The organism is [Clostridium] celerecrescens 18A (assembly GCF_002797975.1).
GTDB classification, from domain to species: domain Bacteria; phylum Bacillota; class Clostridia; order Lachnospirales; family Lachnospiraceae; genus Lacrimispora; species Lacrimispora celerecrescens.
Genome location: NZ_PGET01000001.1, coordinates 5205537 through 5231224 on the forward strand (window position 1 = coordinate 5205537; position 25688 = coordinate 5231224).

General features: G+C 40.7%; 24 protein-coding genes. All 24 read left to right on the plus strand.

The window, feature by feature from the left end:
* The first annotated feature begins 67 nt into the window (after positions 1–67).
* The 24 genes from H171_RS23625 (at position 68) to fliN (ending at position 25685) form a co-directional block, all read left to right on the plus strand.
* Positions 68–1630 carry a glycoside hydrolase family 99-like domain-containing protein gene (locus H171_RS23625; protein WP_100307301.1) on the plus strand — a complete coding sequence of 521 codons (1563 nt, stop codon included), beginning with the start codon at positions 68–70 and terminating at the stop codon, positions 1628–1630.
* 88 nt (positions 1631–1718) lie between these two features.
* Positions 1719–3080, plus strand: a complete 1362-nt coding sequence (locus H171_RS23630) for a glycosyltransferase (RefSeq protein ID WP_166433652.1) — start codon at positions 1719–1721, stop codon at positions 3078–3080.
* A gap of 28 nt (positions 3081–3108) precedes the next feature.
* Positions 3109–4497, plus strand: a complete 1389-nt coding sequence (locus H171_RS23635; RefSeq protein WP_100307303.1) for a DUF4422 domain-containing protein — start codon at positions 3109–3111, stop codon at positions 4495–4497.
* An 18-nt stretch (positions 4498–4515) separates the two neighbouring features.
* The gene (locus H171_RS23640) at positions 4516–5415 is read left to right on the plus strand and encodes a DUF1919 domain-containing protein (RefSeq protein WP_100307304.1); all 900 of its coding nucleotides are present in this window, start codon (positions 4516–4518) and stop codon (positions 5413–5415) included.
* Between the two features lie 71 nt (positions 5416–5486).
* Positions 5487–8018: an NHL repeat-containing protein gene (locus H171_RS23645; RefSeq protein WP_100307305.1), complete on the plus strand. Its 2532-nt coding sequence runs from the start codon at positions 5487–5489 to the stop codon at positions 8016–8018.
* 26 nt (positions 8019–8044) lie between these two features.
* Positions 8045–10282 carry an adenylyltransferase/cytidyltransferase family protein gene (locus H171_RS24710; RefSeq protein ID WP_242977065.1) on the plus strand — a complete coding sequence of 746 codons (2238 nt, stop codon included), beginning with the start codon at positions 8045–8047 and terminating at the stop codon, positions 10280–10282.
* A gap of 313 nt (positions 10283–10595) precedes the next feature.
* Positions 10596–10946 carry a flagellar basal body rod protein FlgB gene (gene flgB / locus H171_RS23655; protein ID WP_242977066.1) on the plus strand — a complete coding sequence of 117 codons (351 nt, stop codon included), beginning with the start codon at positions 10596–10598 and terminating at the stop codon, positions 10944–10946.
* 17 nt (positions 10947–10963) lie between these two features.
* Complete coding sequence (locus H171_RS23660; RefSeq protein ID WP_100307307.1) at positions 10964–11275, plus strand: flagellar hook-basal body complex protein FliE; 312 nt, start codon at positions 10964–10966, stop codon at positions 11273–11275.
* Positions 11276–11300: 25 nt separating this feature from the next.
* Entirely contained in the window at positions 11301–12896 is a 1596-nt protein-coding gene (gene fliF / locus H171_RS23665; protein WP_100307308.1) for a flagellar basal-body MS-ring/collar protein FliF, read from the plus strand.
* The gene (gene fliG / locus H171_RS23670) at positions 12889–13890 is read left to right on the plus strand and encodes a flagellar motor switch protein FliG (protein ID WP_242977067.1); all 1002 of its coding nucleotides are present in this window, start codon (positions 12889–12891) and stop codon (positions 13888–13890) included. The genes fliF and fliG overlap by 8 nt, the downstream gene beginning before the upstream one ends.
* Positions 13883–14686 carry a FliH/SctL family protein gene (locus H171_RS23675; protein ID WP_157803218.1) on the plus strand — a complete coding sequence of 268 codons (804 nt, stop codon included), beginning with the start codon at positions 13883–13885 and terminating at the stop codon, positions 14684–14686. The genes fliG and H171_RS23675 overlap by 8 nt, the downstream gene beginning before the upstream one ends.
* Before the next feature lie 14 nt (positions 14687–14700).
* The gene (gene fliI, locus H171_RS23680) at positions 14701–16002 is read left to right on the plus strand and encodes a flagellar protein export ATPase FliI (RefSeq protein WP_100307311.1); all 1302 of its coding nucleotides are present in this window, start codon (positions 14701–14703) and stop codon (positions 16000–16002) included.
* Positions 16003–16024: 22 nt separating this feature from the next.
* Complete coding sequence (gene fliJ, locus H171_RS23685) at positions 16025–16474, plus strand: flagellar export protein FliJ (RefSeq protein ID WP_100307312.1); 450 nt, start codon at positions 16025–16027, stop codon at positions 16472–16474.
* A gap of 73 nt (positions 16475–16547) precedes the next feature.
* Positions 16548–17804 carry a flagellar hook-length control protein FliK gene (locus tag H171_RS23690; protein WP_100307313.1) on the plus strand — a complete coding sequence of 419 codons (1257 nt, stop codon included), beginning with the start codon at positions 16548–16550 and terminating at the stop codon, positions 17802–17804.
* Positions 17805–17815: 11 nt separating this feature from the next.
* Positions 17816–18385: a flagellar hook assembly protein FlgD gene (locus H171_RS23695; protein WP_100307314.1), complete on the plus strand. Its 570-nt coding sequence runs from the start codon at positions 17816–17818 to the stop codon at positions 18383–18385.
* Between the two features lie 19 nt (positions 18386–18404).
* A complete protein-coding gene (locus tag H171_RS23700) occupies positions 18405–18779 on the plus strand; it encodes a TIGR02530 family flagellar biosynthesis protein (RefSeq protein WP_100307315.1) in 375 nt (124 codons plus the stop codon).
* A gap of 81 nt (positions 18780–18860) precedes the next feature.
* Complete coding sequence (locus tag H171_RS23705; RefSeq protein WP_100307316.1) at positions 18861–20459, plus strand: flagellar hook-basal body complex protein; 1599 nt, start codon at positions 18861–18863, stop codon at positions 20457–20459.
* A 62-nt stretch (positions 20460–20521) separates the two neighbouring features.
* Entirely contained in the window at positions 20522–20725 is a 204-nt protein-coding gene (locus H171_RS23710; RefSeq protein ID WP_100307317.1) for a flagellar FlbD family protein, read from the plus strand.
* Between the two features lie 33 nt (positions 20726–20758).
* Entirely contained in the window at positions 20759–21568 is an 810-nt protein-coding gene (locus tag H171_RS23715; RefSeq protein WP_100307318.1) for a motility protein A, read from the plus strand.
* An 83-nt stretch (positions 21569–21651) separates the two neighbouring features.
* Positions 21652–22419: an OmpA/MotB family protein gene (locus tag H171_RS23720; protein WP_100307319.1), complete on the plus strand. Its 768-nt coding sequence runs from the start codon at positions 21652–21654 to the stop codon at positions 22417–22419.
* Between the two features lie 23 nt (positions 22420–22442).
* Positions 22443–23462, plus strand: a complete 1020-nt coding sequence (locus tag H171_RS23725) for a flagellar motor switch protein FliM (protein WP_100307320.1) — start codon at positions 22443–22445, stop codon at positions 23460–23462.
* A 48-nt stretch (positions 23463–23510) separates the two neighbouring features.
* Positions 23511–23870: a response regulator gene (locus H171_RS23730; RefSeq protein WP_054790120.1), complete on the plus strand. Its 360-nt coding sequence runs from the start codon at positions 23511–23513 to the stop codon at positions 23868–23870.
* Positions 23871–23893: 23 nt separating this feature from the next.
* Positions 23894–24340, plus strand: a complete 447-nt coding sequence (gene flgC / locus H171_RS23735; protein ID WP_100307321.1) for a flagellar basal body rod protein FlgC — start codon at positions 23894–23896, stop codon at positions 24338–24340.
* Between the two features lie 49 nt (positions 24341–24389).
* A complete protein-coding gene (gene fliN / locus H171_RS23740) occupies positions 24390–25685 on the plus strand; it encodes a flagellar motor switch protein FliN (protein ID WP_100307322.1) in 1296 nt (431 codons plus the stop codon).
* Positions 25686–25688: the final 3 nt, after the last annotated feature.

The window sequence follows — 25688 nt, forward strand, 5'->3', positions numbered from 1 at the left end:
GTTATGCCAGCTTATAAGGCTGAAAAGTATGTTAAATATAGTAAACAAAATATAAAATAAGGAATTTATGATGAAAGATATAAAAACGATTGCTATGTACTTACCACAGTTCCATAGGACACCTGTTAATGATCAGTGGTGGGGAGAAGGATTCACAGAATGGACAGCAGCAAAAGGTGCGGATAGGCTGTTCGAAGGGCATTACCAGCCAAGAGAGCCTTTAAACGATAATTATTATGATTTATTGCAGAAGAGAACTATGAAATGGCAAGCAGATTTAGCGTTAAAATATGGTTTGGATGGTTTTTGCTTTTACCATTATTACTTTAAGGATGGACGGAAGGTATTAGAAAAACCGGCAGAAAATTTATTGAATTGGAAAGATGTCGATATGCCTTTCTGTTTTTGTTGGGATAATACATCATGGGCACGGTCATGGAGTAAACTGGGAGATAAATTTACATGGTTTGAAAAAGAAAAGGAACGTTACCCCGAAGGGGATGGCATTTTATTAGAACAAAAATATGGGAGAGAGAAGGAATGGGAAGACCATTTTAAATATCTGCTTCCATTTTTTCAAGATAGCCGTTATATCAAAATAGACAATAAGCCTGTATTTTTAGTATACAAGACGGATGAGATGGCCTGTTTTACAGAAATGATTGATTACTGGAGAAAATTAGCTGAAAAAGAAAACCTGGGAGGTATTTTTGTTTTAGGAATAAATAGCAGTAAGGAAAAAATTGGAATGGATGGAGTCCTTTTTAGCGGTCCAGGTGCTTATTGGAATCCTATCATAAGTAGTAATCATTTAGAGTGTGAATATAAAAATGGTGTCAAATGCTTTGACTATAAAACCATATGGAATAATGTAATGATTGCTGGAGGGAAAAAAGGATTAAAAACGTATTTTGGGGGATTTGTAGATTATGATGATACGCCTAGAAGGGGAGGACAGGGAGTAGCTTTTATTAATACATCTGTTGAGATCTTTCAAGAATATCTTTATAAATTGGCTCAAAAGAATCTTTCACTTAAAAATGAATTCCTATTTATTAATGCTTTTAATGAATGGGGAGAGGGGATGTACCTTGAACCGGATAAGAAAAGAGGATATGCCTTTTTGGAAGCACTTAAATCCGTTAAGGAAAAATTAAGAGTAGATACTCAGGAGGAAAAAGTGGAATTAACATCGGTTGGGATAGTCGATAAAGGAATCCCCGGGAATATGGAAGATATAAACGCTGATTTGTGGAACCGATATAATAAGTTTAAAGAGTATTATTATTTGTTACATCGCTGGATGCAATTAAAGGAAGATAATATTAATCTTAGCAAGTATTTGATGAAGCATGGATATTATCAGATTGCCATTTATGGATTGGGTGTTATGGGCAAGCATTTTATGGAAGAATTGAAACAGACGGAAATTAGGGTATTATATGCCATTGATCAAAATACACAATTGGTATATCCAGGTATTGATATAAAAAGTGCGGCTGCTTGTTTACCTCAGGTTGATGCAATCGTTGTAACAGCGACGTTTGATTATGATGTAATTTGGACTAAGTTAAAAGAGATGGTAGATTACCCTGTAGTTTCACTGGCAGAAATATTGAATGAGATATGAGGTTCTTAGTATTATATTATTGGAGCATAAGAATCAATTTGATTTTTTATAAATGAAACATTAAATAAATATGAAGATGGGTGATATTATGAGAATAATAATATTTGGTACTGGTAAAATGTATGAACACTATAAGCATGAACTTTCTAAGCTTCCGATCATCGCTTTTTTAGATAACGATCCAAATAAGCAAGGAGCGGTTTTTGATGGTGTTATCATTGAATCTCCAGCCAACATTCATCAATATAGTTATGATTATATAGTTATAATGAGTATCCACCATAAGGAAATGAGGGAACAGCTATTACGTGAGGGAGTTTCAGATTCTCGTATTATCGATATAGAGCACAAAGGATTTTTAGAAAATCTATATGAAATAAAGTATTTCTGCAAGAAAAAAAGACAGAACAATAGAAAAAGTATCTTATTGTGTTCACACGACTTTTGCCTGACAGGGGCGCCTCTGGTACTTTATTATGCGGCATCCTTGCTTAAGGATTATTATAACGTTTCTGTTTTTTCAAAGTTGGATGGGCCATTAAAATACGATTTTCTGGAATTGGGTATTTCTGTTGTAATATGCAATGATATATCTGCTGACAATTTGGAGATATATAAATTTTTTGATGAATTTGATTTATTGTTTGTAAATACGCTTATATTTTCCTCCAATATAAATGAGATGGCAACATTGAATAAGCCAGTCTTGTGGTGGCTGCATGAGGATAAGGATGTTTATGACAGTTTAGGAATAAGTGGAATGAAGTATATATTGAATGAAAATATTTATCCTTATTCAGTCAGTACGTGTGTGGATACTGCATTTTATCAGAGTTATAATGCGGAAATAAAAAGGATGAGATACGGAATCCCTTATGAAAGCAATAAGTATGAGAGTAAGGTGGAAGGTAAGTTTATTTTTGCAATCATAGGATCTGTTGGGAAAAGGAAGGCACAGGAGATCTTTGTAGAAGCAACAAAAAAGATATCATCGGTTAAAAATTGCGTTGAATATTGGATAATCGGAGAGATTGGAGAACGTGATAGAAGACGGTTTGAAAAATTAAAAGATGTAAGAGTATTTGGTGGACTAAGTCATGAGCAGGTAATGGAACTATATTCAGATATTGATGTAATCGTATGTCCTTCTTTATATGACCCACTTCCTGTAGTATTGACGGAGGGAATGATGCTGAAGAAGGTATGCATTATGTCTGAATCGACAGGAACTGCCGAGATCGTAGAGCCTTATAAAAACGGTTTAATTTGCAAGTCAGGAGATGCTGATGATTTGGCAGAAAAGATGCTATGGGTTATTAATAATAAAGAGAAATTGTCTGATATTAGGGAAGGGGCATATCATATATATAAGGATTATTTTTCCTTAAATCAGTTTAAAAACAACTTGATGAATAATATAAATGATTTGTTGAGTATGGCAGGTAAGTAAGAATAATTCAATTTAACAGGGGGAAAAGATGGTAGGCGAAAAAATAATTGTCTTTGGCATGGGGAATATATTCCAAAGACGGTTAAAACAATTTGACTTTGCTAAAGTGATAGCTGTGACGGATAATCATGCTTTTGATAAGGGAGAGAAATATTTTGGTTTTCAGGTTATTCGACCTGAAGAAATTAGAACTTTGGAGTATGATTTTATTGTCATATGTACTGGATATATGATTGCTAAAGAAATATATGTTCAGCTTACCGAAACACTGCAAATACCGGAATCACAAATAATGAGTGAAAAAAGGTATTTTGAAGAAATACCTTGGGAACCAAGATCCCTATTGGAATCTTGTCGGAATTTTGGAATACATTCAATAGCGAATAGTAAGAAATATTTTTACTCTCATGGTATCTTAAGCAATACGAATGTCATGGGGGAAGAATTTACTGACATTACTTGGGAAAAAAGAGAAAAAAGTAAAGCTATTTTGCTTGGCGAAGTACGAGATGAAGCATCGTTAGAATGTATATTAGATAAATTTGAAGCGAAAAAGTACTCATATAAGAATATCTTTAAATTTTTGATATTTACAGTTAATAAATTTGGGCACGAACGCTTAAAAGTAAAAACCAGGGAGGGATATTTTACACATTATATAGGGGGATTAGATTTACAATTAGTAATTTTCCAAAAGCAAGAAGCAGTTTCAATTTATGTCGCTACCCATAAAGATTATAACGCACCTAATTCAGATATTTATGTCACTTTGTGGCTAGGGAGTAAACAAAACAATAATATTTCTTATCTTAAAGAAGATGGAGATAATATTTCTTATTTGAATCAGAAAATAAATGAATGCACAGGATTATATTGGATGTGGAAACATGCAAATGAGGAAATAGTGGGATTAAATCATTATAGGAGATTCTTTAAGCTGAGTAATGGGGAAAATCTTCTTTCTGAAAAAGAGGTAAGATTCTGTTTGGAAGAATATGATATAATAGTTGTTAACGCCACTAGTACCTATCCGATGACAATTAGCAAACATTTAGAAAGTTCAATGGATGTTAAAGCATTTAACAGAGCAAAACAATTAGTGATTAATGCGATTATGAAATGGCAACCTGATTATATTGAGAGCTTTATAGAAGTAATGGATGGATATGCATTTTTCCCGTGTAATATGTTCATTACAAAAAAAGAAGTGCTTGATAGATATTGCGAATGGCTTTTCTCAATTATTATTCCTGCAGCAGAGAATTTTGATGAAACTCCATATGATGATTATAGTAAAAGGGCAATTGGTTTCTTTGCAGAACGTCTATTGACGGTATGGCTTTATAAGCATGACTATTGTATTAAAGAATTACCTATATTATTGAATGATACTACCTTGGAAAAAGTATGCCAATGAGGAAAAGGGGAAGGTACTATGAAATTTAATATAATCATATGGGGAATTGGTGCAATATATAATAAGTATGTCAACACATTAAAGTATCTGGAATATAAAAATGAAATAGAAATAGTAGCAGCAACTGCAAAAGGTTACTCTTTTATAGATAGGATAGATGGATATCCGCTTATAGAAAAAAAACAAATTAGAGGTATTATCTTTGATTATTTAATAATTATGAGTAAAAAAGGGGAAAAGGAAATCATAAATGAAGCATTAGAGTTAGGAATCCCCAGAGAAAAAATATTACCATATAAAATTTTAGATATTCCTTGTTTTGATTTTTATGAATATATTAAATTAAAGAATAGCAGAATTAGTATAATATCAGATAACTGTTGGGGAGGTATTGCGTATGCTACTTTGGGCTTAGAATGCCTTTCTCCATTTAAGAACCTTTTTATAGCTGAGAGAGAATACCTTAAGTTGTTAAGTGATATCAGATATTATTTGGGATGTCCTTTTGAGCTATCAAAGTTTGCTATAGATATCAATAGTAAAGAGCAGTATCCAGTTATGCGTTTGGATGATGTAGAGGTACATTGTTGTCATGAAAAAGTTCCAGACAAGGCAAAGGAAAATTGGAATAGGAGGCTTGAAAAAATAAACTGGGACAATTTGTTTATAGCCATGTATACAGAAGATAAATCGATAGCAGAAGCATTTTTGGATATAGATTTTGAAAAAAAAATATGTTTTGTGCCGTTTGAGAGCCAATCGGATAATTTGATATATCTTCGGCAAACAGAAAATCAAAAGCATTTTTGGGAATGTGTGAATAATAATGGGAGTATTGGGAATGGGAGCTATGCTTATCATTTAGTGAAATTATTATTAAGAGAGAAGACCTTCTCAAGATGTATTATCAAAGGATAAATGTAAGAAAATCAGAGGAATAAATAATCAAGTGAAATGTGTGTTAGAATACAAAAGGGGAGCAGAAGAATATGCGTACATTTATCAAGAAACAGCTCATGGATCTACTGGATTCTATGGAGCAATTACAAAGAGCGTTACCCATGATAACGGATAAAGAACAAATAATCCAATTGCTTTCAGATAGTCAAGATGCAGCCATTGCGGTAGGAGAAGCGCTGGAAAAGGATTCATCAGATCATGAACGAATTGTCTCTCTTCTTGAAGAATACTGTGAAGAAGCTTTTTATCTGTCAGAATTGCAGGAAGAAACAAATTGCCAAGATAAGGTATCTATATTAGATGAACTTATAAATAGAGTAAAAGCTTTGCTGGCAGAGATTCCTTCCACTAATCATATAGTCTTTATGCCCTATAAGGCTTCTATGTGGGACAGTTTGGAGAGCATCTGGCGTGCCTGCAGAGAGGATGAGCAATGTGAATGTTATGTGATGCCCATACCTTATTACGAATTTAATTCAAAAATGAATAGATGGACATATCACTATGAAGGGGACCAGTTCCCGGAGGAAATTCCTGTTATCCACTACCATGACTATTCTTTGGAGCAGAATCAGCCTGATGTAGCTTATATCCATAATCCTTATGATGATTGCAATCTGATCACGAGAGTGGATCAGAAATTTTATTCTGAAGAACTGAAGAAGCATATTAGAAAATTGGTATATGTGCCCTACTATGTTACTTCCGGTTTTTTTGACAAGGAACACTTGGGGTTGCCTGTTTATCAGCACATGGATTATATGATAGTGCAGTCAGAATATGCTAAAGGATTTTGCTCGGGCATGTACTATTATGATAAAATCTTGCCTTTTGGATCCCCTAAGTTGGATCAGGTAATTAGGCTTTACAAGGAAGGTTCTGTTCTCCCTGAACACTGGAAGCCGCTGCTTAATGGGAAAAAGATATTGATGTTAAATACCAGCATCGGTTGTTTTTTGCAGGATGGAAGCATTTATCTGCAAAAAATCAAGAGTCTTTGCAAAACGATAAACATACAGAACAAAGTAGCACTAATATGGAGACCCCACCCTCTTCTGGAAGCAACTATCAAATCCATGAGGCCTCATTTGCTGGCTGAATACAATGGCTTGAAAGAATATTTTACTGAGAATATGATTGGCATATTGGATGAAACTCCTGATATATCAAGAGCAGTCGCAATATCCGATGGTTACATAGGTGAAGAGAGCAGTTCAGTAGTCAATCTTTTCGGGGCATTAGGAAAACCGATTTTTATTCTTGATAATCACATCATAAATGCTTTTACTGAGGAGGAGAAAAGAATCTTCCATATAACGGATATGGTAAAACATGGAGATCAGATATGGTTTACTACCAACCGTTATAATGCCCTTGTTTATATGGATGACAACGTGAGGCAAATGCATTATGTAGATCGTGTGAAGGAACAGCCCAAATGGTACGGCACATATCCGTTTCTCGCGGAGGCAGGAAATAGTTTTTTTCTTTCTCCGGGTGTTGCCGGACGTCCTGCAATATATGATACGGATTCCCAAAAGATGGAACTGATTGGGGAAGCGAATATGGATGAGAGCGCACTGTGCGGCCAAATTGTGACCTACGGCAATCAAGTATTTTATCTTCCTATGATAGATGATTATATTGCAGAGTATAATTCAGAAACAAGAGAATGGAAATATCATTCAGAATGTATACAAGAACTGAATAAAGAAAACGCCGCTGGGCGTGAAGTTACATTCCGATGTTCAGTATGCGGTAAAGACATATGGATCAGTGCTACCTATACTAATTGTATTCTGCGGTTTGACATGGAAGACGGAACATATGCGATCTGCCCTGTAGGAAATAAGGAAAATAGCTATTCGGGAATCATAGCAGAGGAACGTTACTTATGGCTTGCCGAGGTGAACAACGGCAATATTATCAGATGGGATAGACGTTCTGGAAAGGTCAAGACTTACCATATGCCAGAAGGTTTCCGTTCTTGGCCTGGAACAATACAGGGCAGGAGTTTGCCACATTTATCATTAATAGATATGGGTAAATGGGTGGTGTCTGTTCCGGGATACTCCAATTGCATGATAAAATTAAACAAAACAACAGGTGAAACCACTCTTTTGATCGAAGACTTCTGGAAGAAGGCAGAAGAAAAGGCGAACGGTTATAATCCGAAATTTTTCTTATCCAGCGACTTTGGTGCAAAAAAGGATCAGGATGTCATAATCGTACAGAGAAATTGTGACGATGCTGCAGCCATGATCCATGTAGAAAATGAAACATATGAAATGTTCTATCCCACCCTAACTGAAAATGATTATTCAAAACTGACAGAGGGTGAAGATGGCTTTGAAAAGATGGAAAAAAAGTCCGGCTTTTTCCGAAGAGAAAGCAGAATATTCTCATTTGAAGGCTTTTTGGAGGATCTGGTTCATGAAAGATTGAACGATGTCCGGGTAAGACAGCTTGAAGAATTATCAACACTGGCCGCTAATTTAGATGGTACTTGCGGTGAAAAGGTGCATGAATACATGATGGCTGTTTTGGATAATAAAGAGTAATCAGTATTTTTTATTTGGAGGCGACAATGAATGTTGATAAGATAATTTGGGACATGCCCAAAGGACTGCTTAACTGGTATAATTTCTTTTCGGAAGGAAAGGTTCTTTTTATTGGGGACAAGGAAAACAGCATCAAAGAGCTCTTAAAAGAAAAATGCAAGGAGGTTTCTTGCACTGATGAGACTACCTCTCTATGTGAAGCATTTATAAACCAAAATAGAGAAACCTTTGATTATATTGTCGTAATAGGTATGGCAGAGCGCCTTGCAGATCCGGTGCAGGCGCTTTCCCGATGGAGAGGGTTGTTAAAAAGCAGCGGAAGACTTCTTCTTGGTATGGATAACCGTCTGGGACTGCGGTATTTTTGTGGCGACAGAGACCCCTTTACCAACAGGAACTTTGATGGAATTGAGAATTACCGCAGAGTTTTGAAGGAGGATAGGAAGAATCTCAAGGGACGTAATTATTCCAAATATGAAATCTGCACTTTATTAGATTTGTCAGGGTGGACAGAGAGGAAATTCTATTCGGTTTTACCAAACTTGGAGCTGCCTCAGTTAGTTTATTCCGAAGACTATCTTCCTGTGGAAGAATTAGATATAAGGCTTTTTCCCATGTACCGTTACCCAGATACCGTATTTCTTGAAGAGGAGTATCTTTATAAGGACATCATTAAGAACGGTATGTTTCATGCAATGGCCAATTCTTTTTTAATAGAATGTTCAAAAGACAACACATTTGAGAATGTGGATCATGTGACTATTTCTATGGACCGGGGCAGGGAGAATGCCATGGCAACGATCATCAGGAATAATCATGTGGTAGAGAAGCGGGCCTTGTATGAGGAAGGAAAGCACAAGCTGCAACAAATCAAGGAAAATGAGGAGGATTTAAGGAGCCATGGGCTGAATGTTCTGGTGGGAGAATGCAATAATTATTCCTATCGAATGCCTTATGTATATGGTGAAACTGCATTGTCCCATCTTCGCAGGTTGGCGAAAGAAAATCTGGTATTGTTTAAAGAAGAAGTAGATAAGTTTCTAGGTTTTATACTACAGTCTTCGGAGCATATAGAGGCAGAAGAATCAGAGAAAGGGCTGGGGATTATTTTAAGAAAAGGGTACGTGGATTTGGTCCCTCTTAATTGCTTTTATGAAAATGGGAAATATATTTTTTACGATCAGGAATTTTATGAAGAAAATTATCCGGCCAACGCCATTATTCTTAGAGCAATTGAAATAATTTATGCAGGCGATCTGGAGATGGAGGCAATACTTCCAAGAAAATATTTTTATGAAAAGTATGGCTTGAACGATAATCTTGAGTTCTGGCATCGTATGGCTGCAGAATTTACATCTAAGCTAAGAAACCAAAGAGAATTAAGAAGCTTTAATGAAAAATTCCAGCGCAATATGGAGACCATTCACACAAACAGGCAGAGAATTAATTATTCTGTTTCAGAGTATCAAAGAATTTTTGTAGATATATTTCGAAATGCAGAGAAAAAGAAAATACTACTATTTGGTTCCGGTAATTTTACAAAGCGTTTTCTCGCACAATTTCAAAAACAATATGAGATTTATGCTATTGTTGATAATAATCAGTCTAAATGGGGAAGCAGGCTGGAAGGGATCGAGATTCTGTCTCCTCAAATCATTGAAGATATACCAAAAGAGGAGCGCAGAATTATTATATGCATTAAGAACTATGTTGCCATTGTACACCAGTTACAGCAAATGGGAGTAGAAGATTATTGCATCTATGATACAAACGCAGAATATCCTAGAAAACCGGAAATGATACCGGCTCTTTCCAAAGCGAAAGATTCACTGCCCAAAAAGTACCATACCGGTTATATTGCAGGTGTATTTGACTTGTTTCATATTGGACATCTGAATATGTTCAAGAGGGCAAAAGAGCAATGTGATTATCTGATTGTGGGCGTAGTGACGGATGAAGGTGTCAGGAAATATAAAAAAACGGAGCCATATATCCCGTTTCATGAAAGAATAGAGTTAGTCCGTACCTGTAAATATGTAGATGAAGCAGTTGAAATTCCACTCCACTATGGTGGAACCAAGGATGCTTATCGATTGTATCACTTCGACTGCCAGTTCTCAGGAAGTGATTATAAGGATAATCCCGACTGGCTAGGAGAGAAAACATTTCTGGAAAAACAGGGAGCTGACCTGGTGTTTTTTCCATATACAGAAGGGACAAGCTCTACCAAAATAAAGAGTATAATTGAAAGGTCTTTGCTGTAAATATAATATCCTGATTTTGGATAATCGTCCTGTTCTGGTAACAGAACGATCATTGCCAAAATCAGGATTTTTTCATTTGTATCACTTTCTTACGATATTAAGAAATTTTCCTTTCAACTTTCTTGACAAAATCTGTAAATAAATGTAGAATATAGTAAGAAAAATTACAGAAAAACAGGGAAAAACCAAAAAACCTGTCGAAATTTAACTGAAAAGGGGTAATTTTTTTGTAACCAAGGATAATTCCTTATAACCAAGGGGAATGAAAGTGAGGAACAATCGGATGAACGGTATATTTGGGAATAGCATTTCAATGGCTGAGAAAACTTTGGATTATCTGTGGTCAAAGCAGCAGGTAACGTTGAATAATATTGCTAATGGAGAAACCCCAGGCTATAAGGCCCGTTATGTTACATTTGAGGACGAATTCCGCAAACGTTTGCTGGCTGGAAGAGAGGGGACGTCAAAAGACATCGGGGAGGCCATAGGCAGTTCCAGACATTATATCCATGAAACAAGGGATGAATCAGCAAGAATGGACGGTAATAATGTCAACACGGATGTGGAGAATGTGGAACTGGCGAGGACAACGCTTCAGTATCAGTATCAGCTGAGCGCATTGAATAGTGAAATTAGCAGACTTCGTACAGTAATTAAAGGTTAAAACGGGAGGTATTTGAGATGGAGCAGATGTTTATAAGGCCTATGATCCCAGTGGAGTCCATTGGGAATATAGGAAGCGAAAAGAAAGTGACAACCGGACAGGATGGAGGTTCGGTGTTTCGTGATATATTTAACGAAGCTATTCAGAACGTAAGAACCACAGATGATGATTTGACGAAACAGGAATACCTGCTGTCAACAGGTCAGATTGACGATGCACATACCGTGCCGGCAGCAGCGGCAAAAGCCCAGTTATCTGTAGAACTCTTATCATCTCTTAGGAATAAGGCACTGGAAGCCTACAATGAGATTATAAGAATCAGCGTTTAAGTAGATAACAGGGCGGACGGTAGCGATGGAAAAGATAAAGGAACTTTTAGAAAAACTGAATGATAAAGTAAAAAAAGCCATAATCATCGGCGCTGTTGGCGTGGTGGTGGTGGTGGGAGCAATTGTGATTGCGCTGTCCATGCGGGAGAAGCCATACGAGGTAATGTTCCCAAGTGTCAGCAGCGAAGAAGCCAAACAGATCATCGGAAAATTACAGGAAGACGGAATTGATTATCAGTATCAAAACGGTGACATTCTGGTACCTACGCCCCAGCTGGATACTACCAGAGCAAAGTTGGTTTCGGAAGGATATCCGAAAAGTGGTTTTACATATGATGTATTCAGAAATAATGTAAATTTGATGACTACGGATTCAGACCGGAGAAGGTTTGAACTTTATGATCTGGAAACCAGAATCGGTTCCACAATTAAGGTCTTTGATGGCGTGCAGGAGGCATATGTAACCTTAGCTTTGGGAGAACCTTCCAAATATGCACTGTCTGATGACAAGACACAGGAGCCCAGCGCCCAGGCTGTTGTGGTTATGAAAGATGGAGGATCTCCGACAGAGGAGCAGGCAAAGTCCATCCAGCTTCTTATATCCAGAAGTATCCCTGGATTGGTTATTGACAATGTCTCTGTATTTGACGGAAACGGACGGGAAGTTACCACTGGTTCCGATGATGAGGACATCAACACCGGCAAGGCTGGAGAAGAAATCACAAGGCTGATCGAAGACCAGATTTCAGCAAAGGTATTAAATGTCCTAGGCCCTGTATACGGAAACGGCAATGTCCGGGTATCTGTAAAAGGCACGGTCAATATGGAAAAGCTGATTCGGGAGAGCATTGTATACAACACACCCGAAAAGATAGATGAACAAGATAAGACAGGTCTTACTTCCGAAGAATCCATATTCAAGGAATATTCCGGAAGTGGGCAGAATGCTTCCGGTGTGGCCGGCTCAGAGGCCAATGCAGACATTCCGCAGTATAATGCGGGTGGAACGGCTGAAGAGAATGCATATGGCTCCAGCAGCCTTACCAGAAAATATCTATTAAACCAGATAAAAGAACAGGGTCAAGTCAATCCTGGAGCTTTGGAAAACCTGACTGTTTCCGTAGTGGTAAATGGAACAGGATTCGGAAGCATGACGATTGACGACATACGGGATCTGGCTGGAAATGCGGCTGGAATCCCTCAGGCAGATCGTGCGGAAAAGATAACTGCCGTGGCGGCGCCATTCTATACTGTGGAGGTACCCAAGGCGCCTGAAACTCCTGTGGAAGCAAGCACCAGCGGCATTTTGGTTAATCAGTGGATTCTGATTGCAGCTCTGGCAGGAGTACTTCTTATCGCTCTGATTATCATTTTGGCGGTGAGAAATAGAAGGAAGAGAAACAATCTTATGGAAGCCATGGAAATCAGCCAGGAAGATGTTCCGGTGCTGCCGGATATGGTGGAACTGCCAGAGGAGGAAGTAGAACAGGAGATTCTGGAGCCTGAAGAAGACAGGGGAGCAGAACTGCGCCAATGCGTCCGCGATTTTGCTGAGCAGAACCCTGAGATATCAGCTCAGCTGCTGAAAACATGGTTGAATGGAGGCGGTAACAATGGTTAATCTAACCCCCGAACAAAAAGCGGCGACAGTGGTTGTTTCACTGGGAGTGGATAAGGCTTCAAAAGTATATAAGTATTTAAGTGAAGACGAGATTGAGAAATTAACCCTTGAAGTGGCAAAGCTTGGACATGTGGAAGCAGAGCAGACGGAAGCCATTTTAGATGAGTTTTACAAGACCTGTCTTACTCAAAAGGTAGTGACTGACGGTGGCCTGGAGTATGCAAGAACTGTTCTGGAAAAAGCCTTCGGCGAAAGTACAGCCAACAGCTTGCTTCAAAAGGTTACACAGTCTCTGAAATCCAGATCTTTTGGATTTATTCGGAAGAGCGATGTAAAGAACTTGCTTTCCGTCCTGCAGCATGAAAGAGCCCAGATCATTGCACTGGTACTTTCTTATACAAATGAAGAGATGGCGGCCCAGATTATTTCAGAGCTTGCCCCTGAAAAGCGCATGCAGGTCGTAGAGTCTATTGCCAGAATGGAAAGTGCATCTCCTGAAGGAATTAAAATTGTGGAAGAGGAGATCAAGAAACGGTTCTCCGGCATCCTTACTACCGACTACACCAGTGTAGGTGGTGTTGATTACATAGCAAACGTCATGAACCACATAGACAGGAGCAACGAAAAGCTCATCTTCGACGAACTAGGAAGAAAGGATGCAGAACTGGCGGATACTATCCGCAAGAAGATGTTCGTATTCGAGGATATCATTACCATGGACAACCGATCTATCCAGCGCTTTATCAGAGAGTGCGATATGCGTGACATGGTCTATGCCCTTAAGAATGCAAACGAGCAGATTACATCAGTTATTTTCTCCAATATGTCAACTCGTATGAAGGAAAGCATCCAGTCCGATATGGAAGTTACAGTTAATGTACGCTTAAAAGATGTAGAAGAGGCTCAGCAGCGGATTGTCGGTATCATTAGACGTCTGGAAGAAGAAGGCGAGCTGATCATCAATAAGGGCGGAAAGGATGATGTCATTGTCTAATATTATAAAGTCCGTGCAGATGACGGATCGTGTTCTGGAATACGGATTTACCAGGGAATTTGAAGATATTAAGGTAAATGAAAACGGGAATCCGGAAACGGAAAATGGGCAGGAGGAGTCTGCGGGCCAAGAATATGACAGGTATCTTCAAACCACAGAATTATACGAAGATGCTTTAAGGAAGACACAGGTGATTTTGGACCAGGCCAGGACGGATGCAGAAGATATCCTCAATCAGGCCAGGACGGACGGGGAAAAACTCCGCGCTCAGGCAATGGAGGAAGGCCGTCAGGCCGGATATGACGCGGGATATGAGGAAGGTTTCCGTAAAGCCTACGAAGCCCATAAAGAGGTCCTTGATGCGCGCGAGGAAGAATTTCTGGAAGCCATGAAAAACGCGATTGAAAGCGTTACGAAAGAAAAAGAAAAGTTACTGGACAAATATATTGACGATTTAAAAAAGGTTACTCTGACGATTGCAGAAAAGGTGATTCAGACCAGTCTGCGCTCTAGCGGAGAGATTATTAAACGCATGATCGTGGCTGCTGCGGGAAAGCTTAAGAAAACCCAGTGGATGAAAATTTATGTATCCCAAAGGGATGCAGGGATGATGATACAGGGAGATGTGGGACTGTTAAGTGAATTGTCTCACATTTCCGGGAATATCAAGATCATTGCTATGGATCATGAGGAGGATGGAGCCTGTATCATTGAGCTTCCGGAGGAGATTATTGATGTCAGCGTGAATACACAGCTGGAAAATATAAAAGGAATACTTAATAACGCCAGACTGTAACAGGAGGAGCCTGCATGTTTAAGGAATTGACGGATCTCATTACGAAGACTGAGACAATCGACCATATCGGGAAGATTGAAAACATTGTGGGGATGTCCATGGAAGCCTCTGGAGGAAGGGCCAGTATCGGAGACATAGCCTATATTTACAATGAAGACCGGCAGGAGCAGATACCGGTGGAAGTGGTGGGCTTTAAGGATGACAAAATACAGCTTATGGCCTATGAAAATATGAATGGAATTGCAGCGGGCAGCTTTGTCCGGAATACAAAACGCAGGTTGAAGGTACCGGTAGGAGATTTTTTAAGAGGTCGAATCATCGATGCAAAGGGAGAACCAATGGATGGAAAAGGACCTTTTGAATCTCCCCGGTACTATTACGTAGAAAATCCTTATATCAATCCCATGACCCGTCCACCAATTACGGACAAGCTGGAATTCGGGGTCAAAGCTATTGACGGTTTAAATACGATTGGAAAAGGCCAGCGTATCGGAATATTTGCAGGCAGTGGAGTTGGTAAAAGTACCTTGCTTGGCATGATTGCCAGGAATGTAAAGGCAGATATTAACGTAGTGGCTCTGGTAGGGGAGCGTGGAAGAGAAGTCCGTGAATTTATAGAGAAAGACTTAGGACCGGAAGGAATGAAACGTTCCGTACTGGTGGTGGCCACCTCAGACCAACCGGCGATGCTTCGTATGAAGTGTCCATTGGTTGCCACTACCATAGCTGAATACTTTAAGAATCAGGGCAAGGATGTATTGCTTATGATGGACTCCCTGACCCGGTTTGCTATGGCACAGAGAGAGATAGGACTTGCAATCGGAGAGCCTCCGGTGGCAAGAGGCTATACTCCCTCTATTTATGCGGAGTTTCCAAAGCTGCTAGAACGGAGCGGTAACTTTGGACAAGGTTCCATTACAGGAATCTACACGGTTTTGGTGGAGGGTGATGATACCAATGAGCCCATCGCCGATACGGTAAGGGGGATTGTGGATGGCCATATCGTACTGAGCCGAAAGCTGGCCAATGCCAACCATTTCCCGGCTATTGACGTAAGTGCGAGTATTTCGCGTCTGATGACCAACATCGTTTCAGAGGAACACCGGAACTTAGCTTCCCAGATCCGGGATATATTAAGTCTTTATGAGAAGAATGAGGATCTTATTTCGATTGGTGCTTATAAGAGCGGCACCAACCCAAAGCTTGATATGGCTATATCTAAAATTGATAAGATCAATCAGTTCCTATGTCAGGGAATTCAGGAGCAAGCCAGTTATGAAGAGGTCTTAAAGAAAATGAGGATGATCTTATCATAGATGTTGAAAGGGGAAGGGGAGCATGAAGAAGTTTAATTTTCCACTTAATACAGTATTGAATTATAAGGACCAGGTCCTGGATAATTTAAAGAGTGAACACGCCCAGATCGTGGATAAGATGGTAAGGCAGGAACAAAAGGTTGAGGAATTGTCGGACCGAAGAAATGATGCCTGTACCCGGTTTAAGGCAGAGATAGGTAAGGGCATCGCTGTTAATATGATGAAGGAATATGAAACCTATATTACCTTCATGCAGAAGAAAATTATTGCCGAACAAGGAGTACTTCAGAAGCTGCAAAGAAAAGAAGAGCAAAAGCGGGAGGAAGTGGTGGAGGCCAGAAAAGAAGTGGTTTCCATTGAAAAGCTGAAAGAAAAGAAGCTTTTGCAGTATAACAAAGAGGTTTTGCGAAGCGAAGAACTGTTCATTGATGAGTTTGTTTCCAACACAACCTCAGTACATGGAAGCAGGTAATCCTGCCGTAAAAACTTACGGCAGCTACCATAAAATCAAATGCTTAGCGGCATGAAAAGAAAGGAGTGAGAAGATGACAGAAGTAAAAAACAGCAGTGTGGATTTGTTATCCAGACAGCTGACTGGCAGTAGGAAAAAGGGAGAAAAGGCAGCTGATGGCCTATCCGAATTTAAGGCCATGTTAAAAAGCGGCAATCAAAAGAAGGATGGAAAAAGTCAGGAATCAGAGGAACTTTCTGATGATAAGCTGTCTGCGGCAGAAGTGTCGTCGGAGGCCGCGGCTTTGGCTGCAGCCGCTGGAATGGCAGGAGTCCAGGAGCCTGAGGAAAAGTTTCAAATGGCAGGGCAGAAACCGGCGGACCAAATTATGGAAACCATCGAAGCGGTTGAAACGACCACTTTAGTACCGGAAGAAAACGGAAACATTCAGACGATGGATTCGTTCCTTGCTTTGGATCGGTTCCGTTTTCAGAAGCTGGCAGAAAACAGCATGGGAACAGAAAGTCCTGCAAATGAAAACCTGGAAACCTTGACGAACCATTCAAAGGAAATGCCGGAACCCCCTTTTACGGAAGCGGCGATGCAAAAAACAGATGAGAAGAATCCTGTAATTCAGGATATTGCCGGACAGATTCCGGAATCAGCTGAAAGCTCGAAGGGGAAAAAGGATAATTTACCGTTGCAGCCGCTAATGAAGGCAGCAGAGAACGTTTCAGATTCCGTAGAAGAAGAACCGACGGTAACCCTTCAGAGGAGCGGTACACAGGAAAAGCCATGCCCTGAAGAAGATCAGGATAATATCCAGAAAAACCTTCCGGAAAAGTCTTTTGAGCCTGTACGTTACTGGAATGGTTCTGTTGAAAAATCTGAGGAAGTCCATATGTCTGTAAGTGCAGATCATTCGAAAGAATTGGAAGCAAAGCTGTCGGAACAGATTTTAAAACAGATTCGAGATGGAAATGGGGAACTGGATATCCAATTGGAGCCTCATAACCTCGGAAAAATCCGGATCAGAATTTCCTATGAGGATAATCAGATCAGTGTTTCCCTTCTATGTACCGAGAGCAGAACTTTAAAGCTTTTATCCCAGTCAGCGGGCGATTTAGGCTCCATTCTGGAATCTAATTTAGAACGGCCCTTCCAGGTTCTGGTAGACAAGCAGGAACCTGATTACTTAAACCAGCAGCAGGAACAGGGCGGCAGACAGGGACAGCAAGAACATCATCAGGAAAGCCAGAGGGAAGAAAACCGCGAGGACTTTATACAAAAGCTTAGGCTTGGGATTTTTGAGTCGGAAAGCACTGAAGAAAGCGGCGTTGGTTACAGATAAGGAGAGAAACGATGGCAAATGTAAATGGAGTTAATTCGAATAATTATCTGGAAGCTTTTAAGGAAAGGGCGAAATCCACCAGTAACAGTGAATTGACAACAGAGGGATTTTTCAAGCTTTTGGCAGCACAGCTTCAAAACCAGGACATGTCAAACCCAATGGATAACTCAGAGATGATGACTCAGATGACTCAGATCGCCATGATGCAGGCTATGAACAACTTCTCCACTGCAATGGGGGATTTTGCCCAGGTCAATACAATCAATTATGGAACCTCCATGATGGGAAAAGAAGTTATGGTTGGAGTCCAGGAGAAGAACGGATCAATTAAAAAAATCACGGGAACTGTGACGAGAGTGGATATTTTTGGTGGTGTGCCAACCCTTTACATCGACGACGATGAAAAGACAGGCTATCCGGTTTCCAGCATCATGTCAGTTTATGAAAAAGGGCATAAACCTCCGGAAGATGTGAAGGATCCAGACAAGGACGATGGAGTGAAGGATCCGGATACCGATAATAATATCGATGAAACTGTTGATCCGGATGGAGATGATATACCCGATGCCGGTACCGATTAAAATATGTAGGTGATGATCAATGCTAGGCAAAATAAATCAACATGAGGAACTGAGGCAGCTAAAGCTGCGGAATGCTGCTGCAATATCAAAACCAGCAGGCAGCTTTAATGAGATACTTCAAAACAGGATTGAGAAACAGGAGGGGCTTCAGTTTTCCCGCCATGCAACCGAGCGGGTCAATCAGCGCGGAATTGAAATGTCGGATTCATTTTTACAGGATTTGCAGTCCGCAGTGGAAAAAGCCCGTTTAAAAGGTGCAAAGGACGTGGTGATTATCAGTGACAGGGGAGCATTTATTGTCAATGTGCCTAATAATACCGTGGTAACAACCATGTCAGGAAATGAAATGAAAGAAAACATTTTTACAAATATTGACAGCGCTGTCCTATTATAGCTGGACCATTTATGGAGGCTTTTCCTGTGTGTCCGATTGACAGCAGGAGGAAGGCGTAAAAAACGAAGGAGAATAAAAGCTATGGTCAAATCAATGTTTGCCGGTGTGGCAGGTCTTAGAACTCACCAGGCCAAAATGGATGTTATCGGTAATAATATAGCTAACGTGAATACATGGGGATTTAAGGCGGGCACCATGTCCTTTAAAGACACCATGTACATGAACACTTCATCCAGCTCAAAAGGCAGCACAGCTGCCGGCGGCTATGGAGGAACCAATGCAAATCAGGTAGGATATGGCGTAACTACCGGAAGCATTACCTATGATTTCTCAATGGGAAGCCCGTCACCTTCTGCCAGAGGACTTGACTGCTATATTGACGGTACAGGATTTTATATTGTAGGTCCAATGGTTGGGGACGGAGAGGGTTTTTCCCTGGAGGAATCAGATGTCATTTCCTCTAAAGGTCTGTCTCTATCCAGAGTAGGGAAATTTACTGTGGATAATCAGGGGTATCTGGTTGATGATTCAGGAAATTATATATATGGATTTTCAAATACCAGCAGCGATTATTCCAGCGGGGAAAGTTTTGATACCACATCATTAAAACCACTGAGGATTCCCATGGAATCAGATGTAGCAACGATAGGTAATAAGACTGCAGCGGAACGGGTAAATGAAGCAAGAAAAGCTCTTGAGGAAGCGAGAGCAAACTTAAGCAAATTGAATTTGGAAATGGGAAAAGCAAGAGAAGAATATATTGCGGCAGATAAGGCGTATGGGGATAAAAGTACTTCGCTGGATATTAAAACATTAACGACAAATCGTGATGATGCTAAGACAGCTATGGAAAAGGCTTATGCGGAATGGCTGGATGGCAAAAATGATCCGGCACATGCTGATGATCTGAAGAATGCTTATGACACGGCGAGAACGGCTTATGAGAAAACAGTATATAAGCTGATCGTGGGCCAGGCGGAACTTCGTGCGCCGAAGACACTGGCGGATAATGCCTCAAAGATGCCTGGCGTCTGGGATGCTTATGAGGCAGCTCTTGCTACTTATAATGCCAGTGGTACTACAACAGACAAGGAAGCATTGGATACGGCGAGGAAAGAGCTGGATGAACTTCAGTCGGCTTTAAGCAAAATTGAACCTGATTCTCTTGAGGGCAAAAGGGATACCGCCAACCAGGCTGTAAAGAAGGCCGAAGCTATGGTAAAAGCAGCTGAAAATGAGGTAACAAAAGCCGAAAATAATCTGGAAGCAGCTATGAAAGATTCTACTAGTACGGAGGTGGGCAATGCTGATGCAGGCGAAGGACTTGCCAAACTGACCAACTATGCAGTTCAGCAGGACGGTACCTTAGTCGGTAGTTCCGAGAATGGCGCTACAGTTATCATCGGCAAGATTGCCTTAGCGGGTGTTCAGAATGTCAACGGTCTGGAAAAAACCTCAGGCTATTATTATGTCCCAGGCAGTAATGCCGGCAACATCAGCATTTATGAAGCCGGTGGCGTCCAGGGCCGGATCATGGGAAATTATCTGGAAATGGCCAAGGTAGACCTTGCGACTGAGATGACAGATATGATCACTACACAAAGAGGATTCCAGGCCAACTCTAAAATCATTACAGTAACGGATCAGATGCTGGAAGAACTGGTTAATATTAAGCGGTAATAATCTTTTACAGATCCAGGGAAGCGGTGACTGCCGCTTCCCGATATGAGAGGAGTTGAGCCATGATTTGTCTTACAAGGCTGAATGATGAAGAATTTGTAATCAATTGCAATCAGATTGAGCGGATTGAGACCATACCGGAGTCCAATGTAATTATGGTGAATGGAAAACATTATGTGGTAAAAGAAAGTGTTGATGAGATCATTGATCGGGTGATTGAATTCCAGGCTCAAATATATGCGCGTGCGCAGAAAAAGAACGTTTAATCCAGGTACTGCCTGGAATATAGGAGGTTACTTATGGATGTATCATTGATCGTTGGCTGGGTGCTGGGAATCGTATTGATTATCTACGGAATCGGCGCAGATAAGCTGGTGAATTTTGTGGACATACCCAGTGTTATCATTGTTGTGGGAGGTACTGTGGCAGCATTGATAGCCAGCTTTCCGTTTAAGACCCTGGCTCAGATTCCAAAACACATCGGAATTATGATCAGTTCCAACCGGTACAATTCGGAAGCCGTGATTCATACACTGGTGGATATGGCAAAAACGGCTAGAAAAAAGGGGCTTTTGGTTCTGGAAGAGCAGGCTTCTACCATCAAGGATCCTTTTCTGAAACAAAGTGTAATGTTAATTGTAGATGCCATGGATGCAGAAAAGATCAGGGAGATGCTGGAAAGTGAAGTGGCAGCGATGATAGACCGTCACGAGCAGGATGTCAGCATCTATGACAGAGGATCAGGAGTGGCTCCGGCCTTCGGAATGATTGGTACGCTGGTAGGATTGGTTAATATGTTAAAAAGTATGGATATGTCTGGAAACGGATCAAACAGCCTTGGGGCTGACATGTCTGTGGCTTTGATCACCACATTTTACGGCTGTATTCTGGCTCATCTGCTGTTTAATCCAATGGGCAAGAAGCTCCGGATCCGGAATGAGGAAGAAGTACTATATAAGCAGATTATTATTGAAGGTGTTTTATCCATTCAGGCGGGAGATAATCCCAAGTACCTGGAGGAAAAGCTGTTATCTTACCTGTCTCAGAAGCAGCAGGGAAAAATCACAATGAAAAAGCCCGTTAATGAAGGAAGCGTAAATGCTGACTAATTAGATTGCGAAAGAGGAACGCCCGGGGGGCATGCCTTGATGACAAAAGAACATGGGTAGGAAAGTGAAAAACAGGTGGTTGTATGATTAAGAGAAATAAGCAGCCGGAGGAATCTGGAAGCTGGATGGATACATATGGGGACATGGTTACTTTGCTGCTGTGTTTTTTCGTTCTTCTGTATTCCATGTCGTCCATGGATCAGAGCAAATGGAAGAAATTAGTGCAGAGCTTTAATCCCAGTGCTTTGGAAAGTATAGAGTCCAATGCCAACGAAAGCGAGGGGGAATTCCGTGGAGACCAGACAAAAGAAGAGGTCACGGATTTTGACGCACTATATACGGCTCTGAAAGAAATGGTTGAAGAGAGAGGAATGCAGGATTCTGTAGAAATTACCCGAGGAGACGGTTTCACTTTTATTTCATTCCGCGATAAAGTGTTTTTTGACGGAGACAGTTCTGTGCTTCGGCAAGAGGGTAAGGATATCCTTGAGCAGTTTGCTGTCGCAATGACGCAGGTGGATTCTTCCATAAAAGAAGTACAGGTTTTGGGACACACTTCCCAGGGAGACCCAAACAGGCCCAACAATGTCCGCAATGACAGGATGCTTTCTGCTCAGCGTTCCGCAGAGGTTGTTATCTTTCTTCAAAGCAGACATGCTGTTTCACCGGAAAAACTGGTGAGCGCCAGCTATGGTCAGTTCCGTCCCATTGCGCCTTTTGATACGGAAGATGGGAGGGCGCAGAACCGCCGCGTGGAAATATTGATAACCAAGAATGATACGGTAGAAAAATCCCTGGAAGAGTATTACAACCAGATATATCAGGATTATCAGAACGTGCCGGTTAATTAAAAAATGAAGCGGGAGTGAAACAAATGGCTGAAGTATTATCCCAAAATCAAATTGATGCGCTGCTCAATTCCCTACAGGGAACAAATGAGCTGAGCCAGGAGATTGAAAGAAACGAAGATGAAATAAAGTATAGGAAATATGATTTTTACAGTCCTAAAAAATTTACAAAAGACAGGCTTAAAGTTTTAGGAAGTATATTCGATAATTATTCCAGAATTGCTGGATCACAGATAAACAGTCTGTTTCGGACTTCCAGTGAACTGTCAGTCGTTACGGTAGAGGAGCAGCGGTATTATGAATTCAGCAACGCCCTCAGTGATAATGATGTCCTTACCCTTGTCAATGTGACTTTGCCGGATCATTCCAAGAATCCGCCTCTTTTAATCAATGCAAGCATGCCATTAATGCTTAGCTTAATCGACCGCATGCTGGGGGGCCTGGGGAAAGAAACTAGTGTTGGGCTATCTTACTCCTATACGGAAATAGAGATGGCTTTATACCGCAGAGTGATCCAATATGTGATAGCGCCATTAAAGGATTCCTGGTCAAGTTACATTAGTCTTAACTTTGAACTGGAGAGGTTGGAAGAAAACCCCAGCATGTTTCAGGAAATCGGTGTGGATGAAACCATAGTAATCATCGTCATTGATGTGGAAATGGAAGGCTGCTCTGGGAGACTAAGTCTCTGTATCCCAGGAAATCTCCTGATAAACACATTCAGTATTATAGACAAGCGAAGAGCCAGTGCTATGGGAGATGAAGAAAACAGTCAGGATACAAAGCTTGAAATCCTGAACAACATCAGGGCCACTGACTTAATGGTTCGTGCTAAAGTAGGAGAGTCTGTTATTACTCTGGATGATGTTTATAATCTTCATGTGGGAGACGTCATCAACTTAGGAGCGCCTAAGGAATCCGACATCAAGCTGTATGTGGAAGACCAGCCATGGTTTAAGGGACAGCTGGGTGTTCACAAAAGGAATACAGCAGTTCGGATTGAAGGTCTTGTAGAAGAAGGAAATTACCAGGCTGGTGAAAACTGAGTCAGGGATTATATAAAGAATTAAGGATAATAAAGGAGATGTAAAAGAATGGCGAAAATATTATTAGTAGATGATGCGGCATTTATGAGAATGATGATTAAGGATACGTTGTCTAAAAACGGATACACCGATTTATACGAGGCGTCTGACGGAGCTCAGGCTGTACAGATGTTTTCTGAAATAACCCCGGATCTTGTGATCATGGACATTACAATGCCTAACATGGATGGTCTGGAAGCATTAAAATTAATAAAGGCAAAATCCCCGGATGCAGCCGTAGTTATGTGCTCTGCCATGGGACAGGAGAGCATGGTAATCGAAGCGATCAAATCAGGAGCTAAAGATTTTATTGTAAAGCCCTTTAAACCGGACAGAATTCTTAAAACTGTCACAGGCATTATCGGTTAGTTTTACCGTAGAGGAGGGGTCAAATGTCATTTTTAAGTTCCATGAATATTAGTGCGTCGGCAATGACCGCCCAGCGGCTTCGACTGGATATTGCATCGGAGAACATTGCTAATATTGATACGACGAGGACGGAAGCAGGCGGGCCATACCAGAGAAAAATGGTAGTACTTGAATCCAGGAATGAAAATAACTTCCGAAGAATTATGATGAATGCAGCCGGCATAAGCAGGCAGCAGAGCACAGGTGGCGTAAGGGTTTCACAGATCGTGCAAGACACGAGTCCCTATAAGTCCGTTTACAATCCGGAACATCCGGATGCGGATGAAAACGGCTATGTGCAGATGCCTAATGTGGATTTGCTAAAAGAAACAGTAGACAGTATGTCTGCATACCGGTCCTATGAGGCCAACATAACAGCATTTAATGCCATAAAGATGATGGCCTCCAAGGCATTGGAAATTGGAAAGTAAAGCGTGACTTGGCATAGAGGGCTAATGAGTATAAAGGGAGAAAAGTTGTATGGATTCAAAGAATTTTAGCGCATTTGAAATTGATGCCATAGGTGAAATACTGAATATAAGCCTTGGTGCCTCGGCCACTGCAGTATCTACCATGCTCAATGCCAGAGTTGACATTACCACACCGGTGGTAAAGGTTTTGTCAAAGGAAGAATTTGAAATTTCTAACCTGGAGCCGGCAGTAGGGGTGGAGATTACATATATTGCAGGACTTAGCGGAAGCAACATTATGCTTTTAAAGAGGCATGACGTAAAAGTGATTGTAGATATGCTCATGGGCATGGAAACGCCAGAGGAAGAGTTTGAATTAAATGAACTGAACATCAGCGCCATCTGTGAAGTTATGAATCAGATGATGGGGGCTTCTGCAACGGCACTTTCCGAGTTTTTAGGCAAAGTAGTTAATATTTCGACACCCAGTTCTTTTGAGATCGGTGATGTAAATGATTTCAAGGAAAAGTATTATGACAATGATGAATACATGGTTGTTGTCGGATTTACTTTAAAAATTGCGGACCAGCTGGAAAGTGAATTTATTAACGTAATGACTCCTGATCTTGCAAAAGAACTGGTAAGAGGATTTTTACCCCAGGAAATGCTGGAACCAATTCCGGAACCAGTACAAATTCCGAAACCAGCGCAAATTCCGGAGCCAGTACCAATTCCGGAACCAGTCATAGAGACGAAAACGGAATTAAGGGAACCGGCTTCAGGCGGAATCTTATCTCAGGAAGAGATTGAAAAGTTGTTGTCAGGCAGTTTTGGAGGCGATGAGCCAATAAATGCTGAACCGCCTGCCGACAAAGAGACGGCTGGGGGAAGTCAGGAAATACCGCAGATGACAGGAGATAACCAGATGGCAGTACAGCAGATGATGGATCAAATACAGACGCAGCAGCAGATGATGAGTCAAATGCAGCAGATGATATCACAACTGCAAAGCGAACAGCAAAATATGAGAAAAACAGGGTCTCCGGAGCCTAAGACCATAAATGTGAGACCTATCCCTCAAAATAGCTTAAAAGATGGAGACATTCGGTTTGAGGAGCAGGAGGAAAACCGGGAACTGATCATGGGAGTGCCCCTTGAGGTGTCTGTTGAAATTGGCAGAACCAGAAAGCTGGTAAAGGAGATTCTTGAATTTACCAAAGGGTCCCTTGTTATCCTTGATAAGCTGGCAGGAGAGCAGGTCGATTTATATGTAAATGGCCGCTGCATTGCAAAAGGCGATGTTGTAGTTGTAGATGATAATTTTGGCATCCGTATTACAGAGATTACTAAAAAGAATGGAGAATAGAGA

What these genes read in the sequence shown, in the direction of transcription:
- H171_RS23645 (WP_100307305.1), top strand. Translation starts at nt 5,487, where the DNA reads ATGCGTACATTTATCAAGAAACAGCTCATGGATCTACTGGATTCTATG.
- H171_RS23690 (WP_100307313.1), top strand. Translation starts at nt 16,548, where the DNA reads ATGACAGAAGTAAAAAACAGCAGTGTGGATTTGTTATCCAGACAGCTG.
- H171_RS23660 (WP_100307307.1), top strand. Translation starts at nt 10,964, where the DNA reads ATGGAGCAGATGTTTATAAGGCCTATGATCCCAGTGGAGTCCATTGGG.
- H171_RS23715 (WP_100307318.1), top strand. Translation starts at nt 20,759, where the DNA reads ATGGATGTATCATTGATCGTTGGCTGGGTGCTGGGAATCGTATTGATT.
- H171_RS23640 (WP_100307304.1), top strand. Translation starts at nt 4,516, where the DNA reads ATGAAATTTAATATAATCATATGGGGAATTGGTGCAATATATAATAAG.
- H171_RS23725 (WP_100307320.1), top strand. Translation starts at nt 22,443, where the DNA reads ATGGCTGAAGTATTATCCCAAAATCAAATTGATGCGCTGCTCAATTCC.
- H171_RS23720 (WP_100307319.1), top strand. Translation starts at nt 21,652, where the DNA reads ATGATTAAGAGAAATAAGCAGCCGGAGGAATCTGGAAGCTGGATGGAT.
- fliN (WP_100307322.1), top strand. Translation starts at nt 24,390, where the DNA reads ATGGATTCAAAGAATTTTAGCGCATTTGAAATTGATGCCATAGGTGAA.
- fliI (WP_100307311.1), top strand. Translation starts at nt 14,701, where the DNA reads ATGTTTAAGGAATTGACGGATCTCATTACGAAGACTGAGACAATCGAC.
- H171_RS24710 (WP_242977065.1), top strand. Translation starts at nt 8,045, where the DNA reads ATGAATGTTGATAAGATAATTTGGGACATGCCCAAAGGACTGCTTAAC.
- H171_RS23695 (WP_100307314.1), top strand. Translation starts at nt 17,816, where the DNA reads ATGGCAAATGTAAATGGAGTTAATTCGAATAATTATCTGGAAGCTTTT.
- H171_RS23730 (WP_054790120.1), top strand. Translation starts at nt 23,511, where the DNA reads ATGGCGAAAATATTATTAGTAGATGATGCGGCATTTATGAGAATGATG.
- H171_RS23625 (WP_100307301.1), top strand. Translation starts at nt 68, where the DNA reads ATGATGAAAGATATAAAAACGATTGCTATGTACTTACCACAGTTCCAT.
- fliG (WP_242977067.1), top strand. Translation starts at nt 12,889, where the DNA reads ATGGTTAATCTAACCCCCGAACAAAAAGCGGCGACAGTGGTTGTTTCA.
- H171_RS23710 (WP_100307317.1), top strand. Translation starts at nt 20,522, where the DNA reads ATGATTTGTCTTACAAGGCTGAATGATGAAGAATTTGTAATCAATTGC.
- H171_RS23630 (WP_166433652.1), top strand. Translation starts at nt 1,719, where the DNA reads ATGAGAATAATAATATTTGGTACTGGTAAAATGTATGAACACTATAAG.
- flgB (WP_242977066.1), top strand. Translation starts at nt 10,596, where the DNA reads ATGGCTGAGAAAACTTTGGATTATCTGTGGTCAAAGCAGCAGGTAACG.
- H171_RS23635 (WP_100307303.1), top strand. Translation starts at nt 3,109, where the DNA reads ATGGTAGGCGAAAAAATAATTGTCTTTGGCATGGGGAATATATTCCAA.
- flgC (WP_100307321.1), top strand. Translation starts at nt 23,894, where the DNA reads ATGTCATTTTTAAGTTCCATGAATATTAGTGCGTCGGCAATGACCGCC.
- fliJ (WP_100307312.1), top strand. Translation starts at nt 16,025, where the DNA reads ATGAAGAAGTTTAATTTTCCACTTAATACAGTATTGAATTATAAGGAC.
- H171_RS23700 (WP_100307315.1), top strand. Translation starts at nt 18,405, where the DNA reads ATGCTAGGCAAAATAAATCAACATGAGGAACTGAGGCAGCTAAAGCTG.
- fliF (WP_100307308.1), top strand. Translation starts at nt 11,301, where the DNA reads ATGGAAAAGATAAAGGAACTTTTAGAAAAACTGAATGATAAAGTAAAA.
- H171_RS23705 (WP_100307316.1), top strand. Translation starts at nt 18,861, where the DNA reads ATGGTCAAATCAATGTTTGCCGGTGTGGCAGGTCTTAGAACTCACCAG.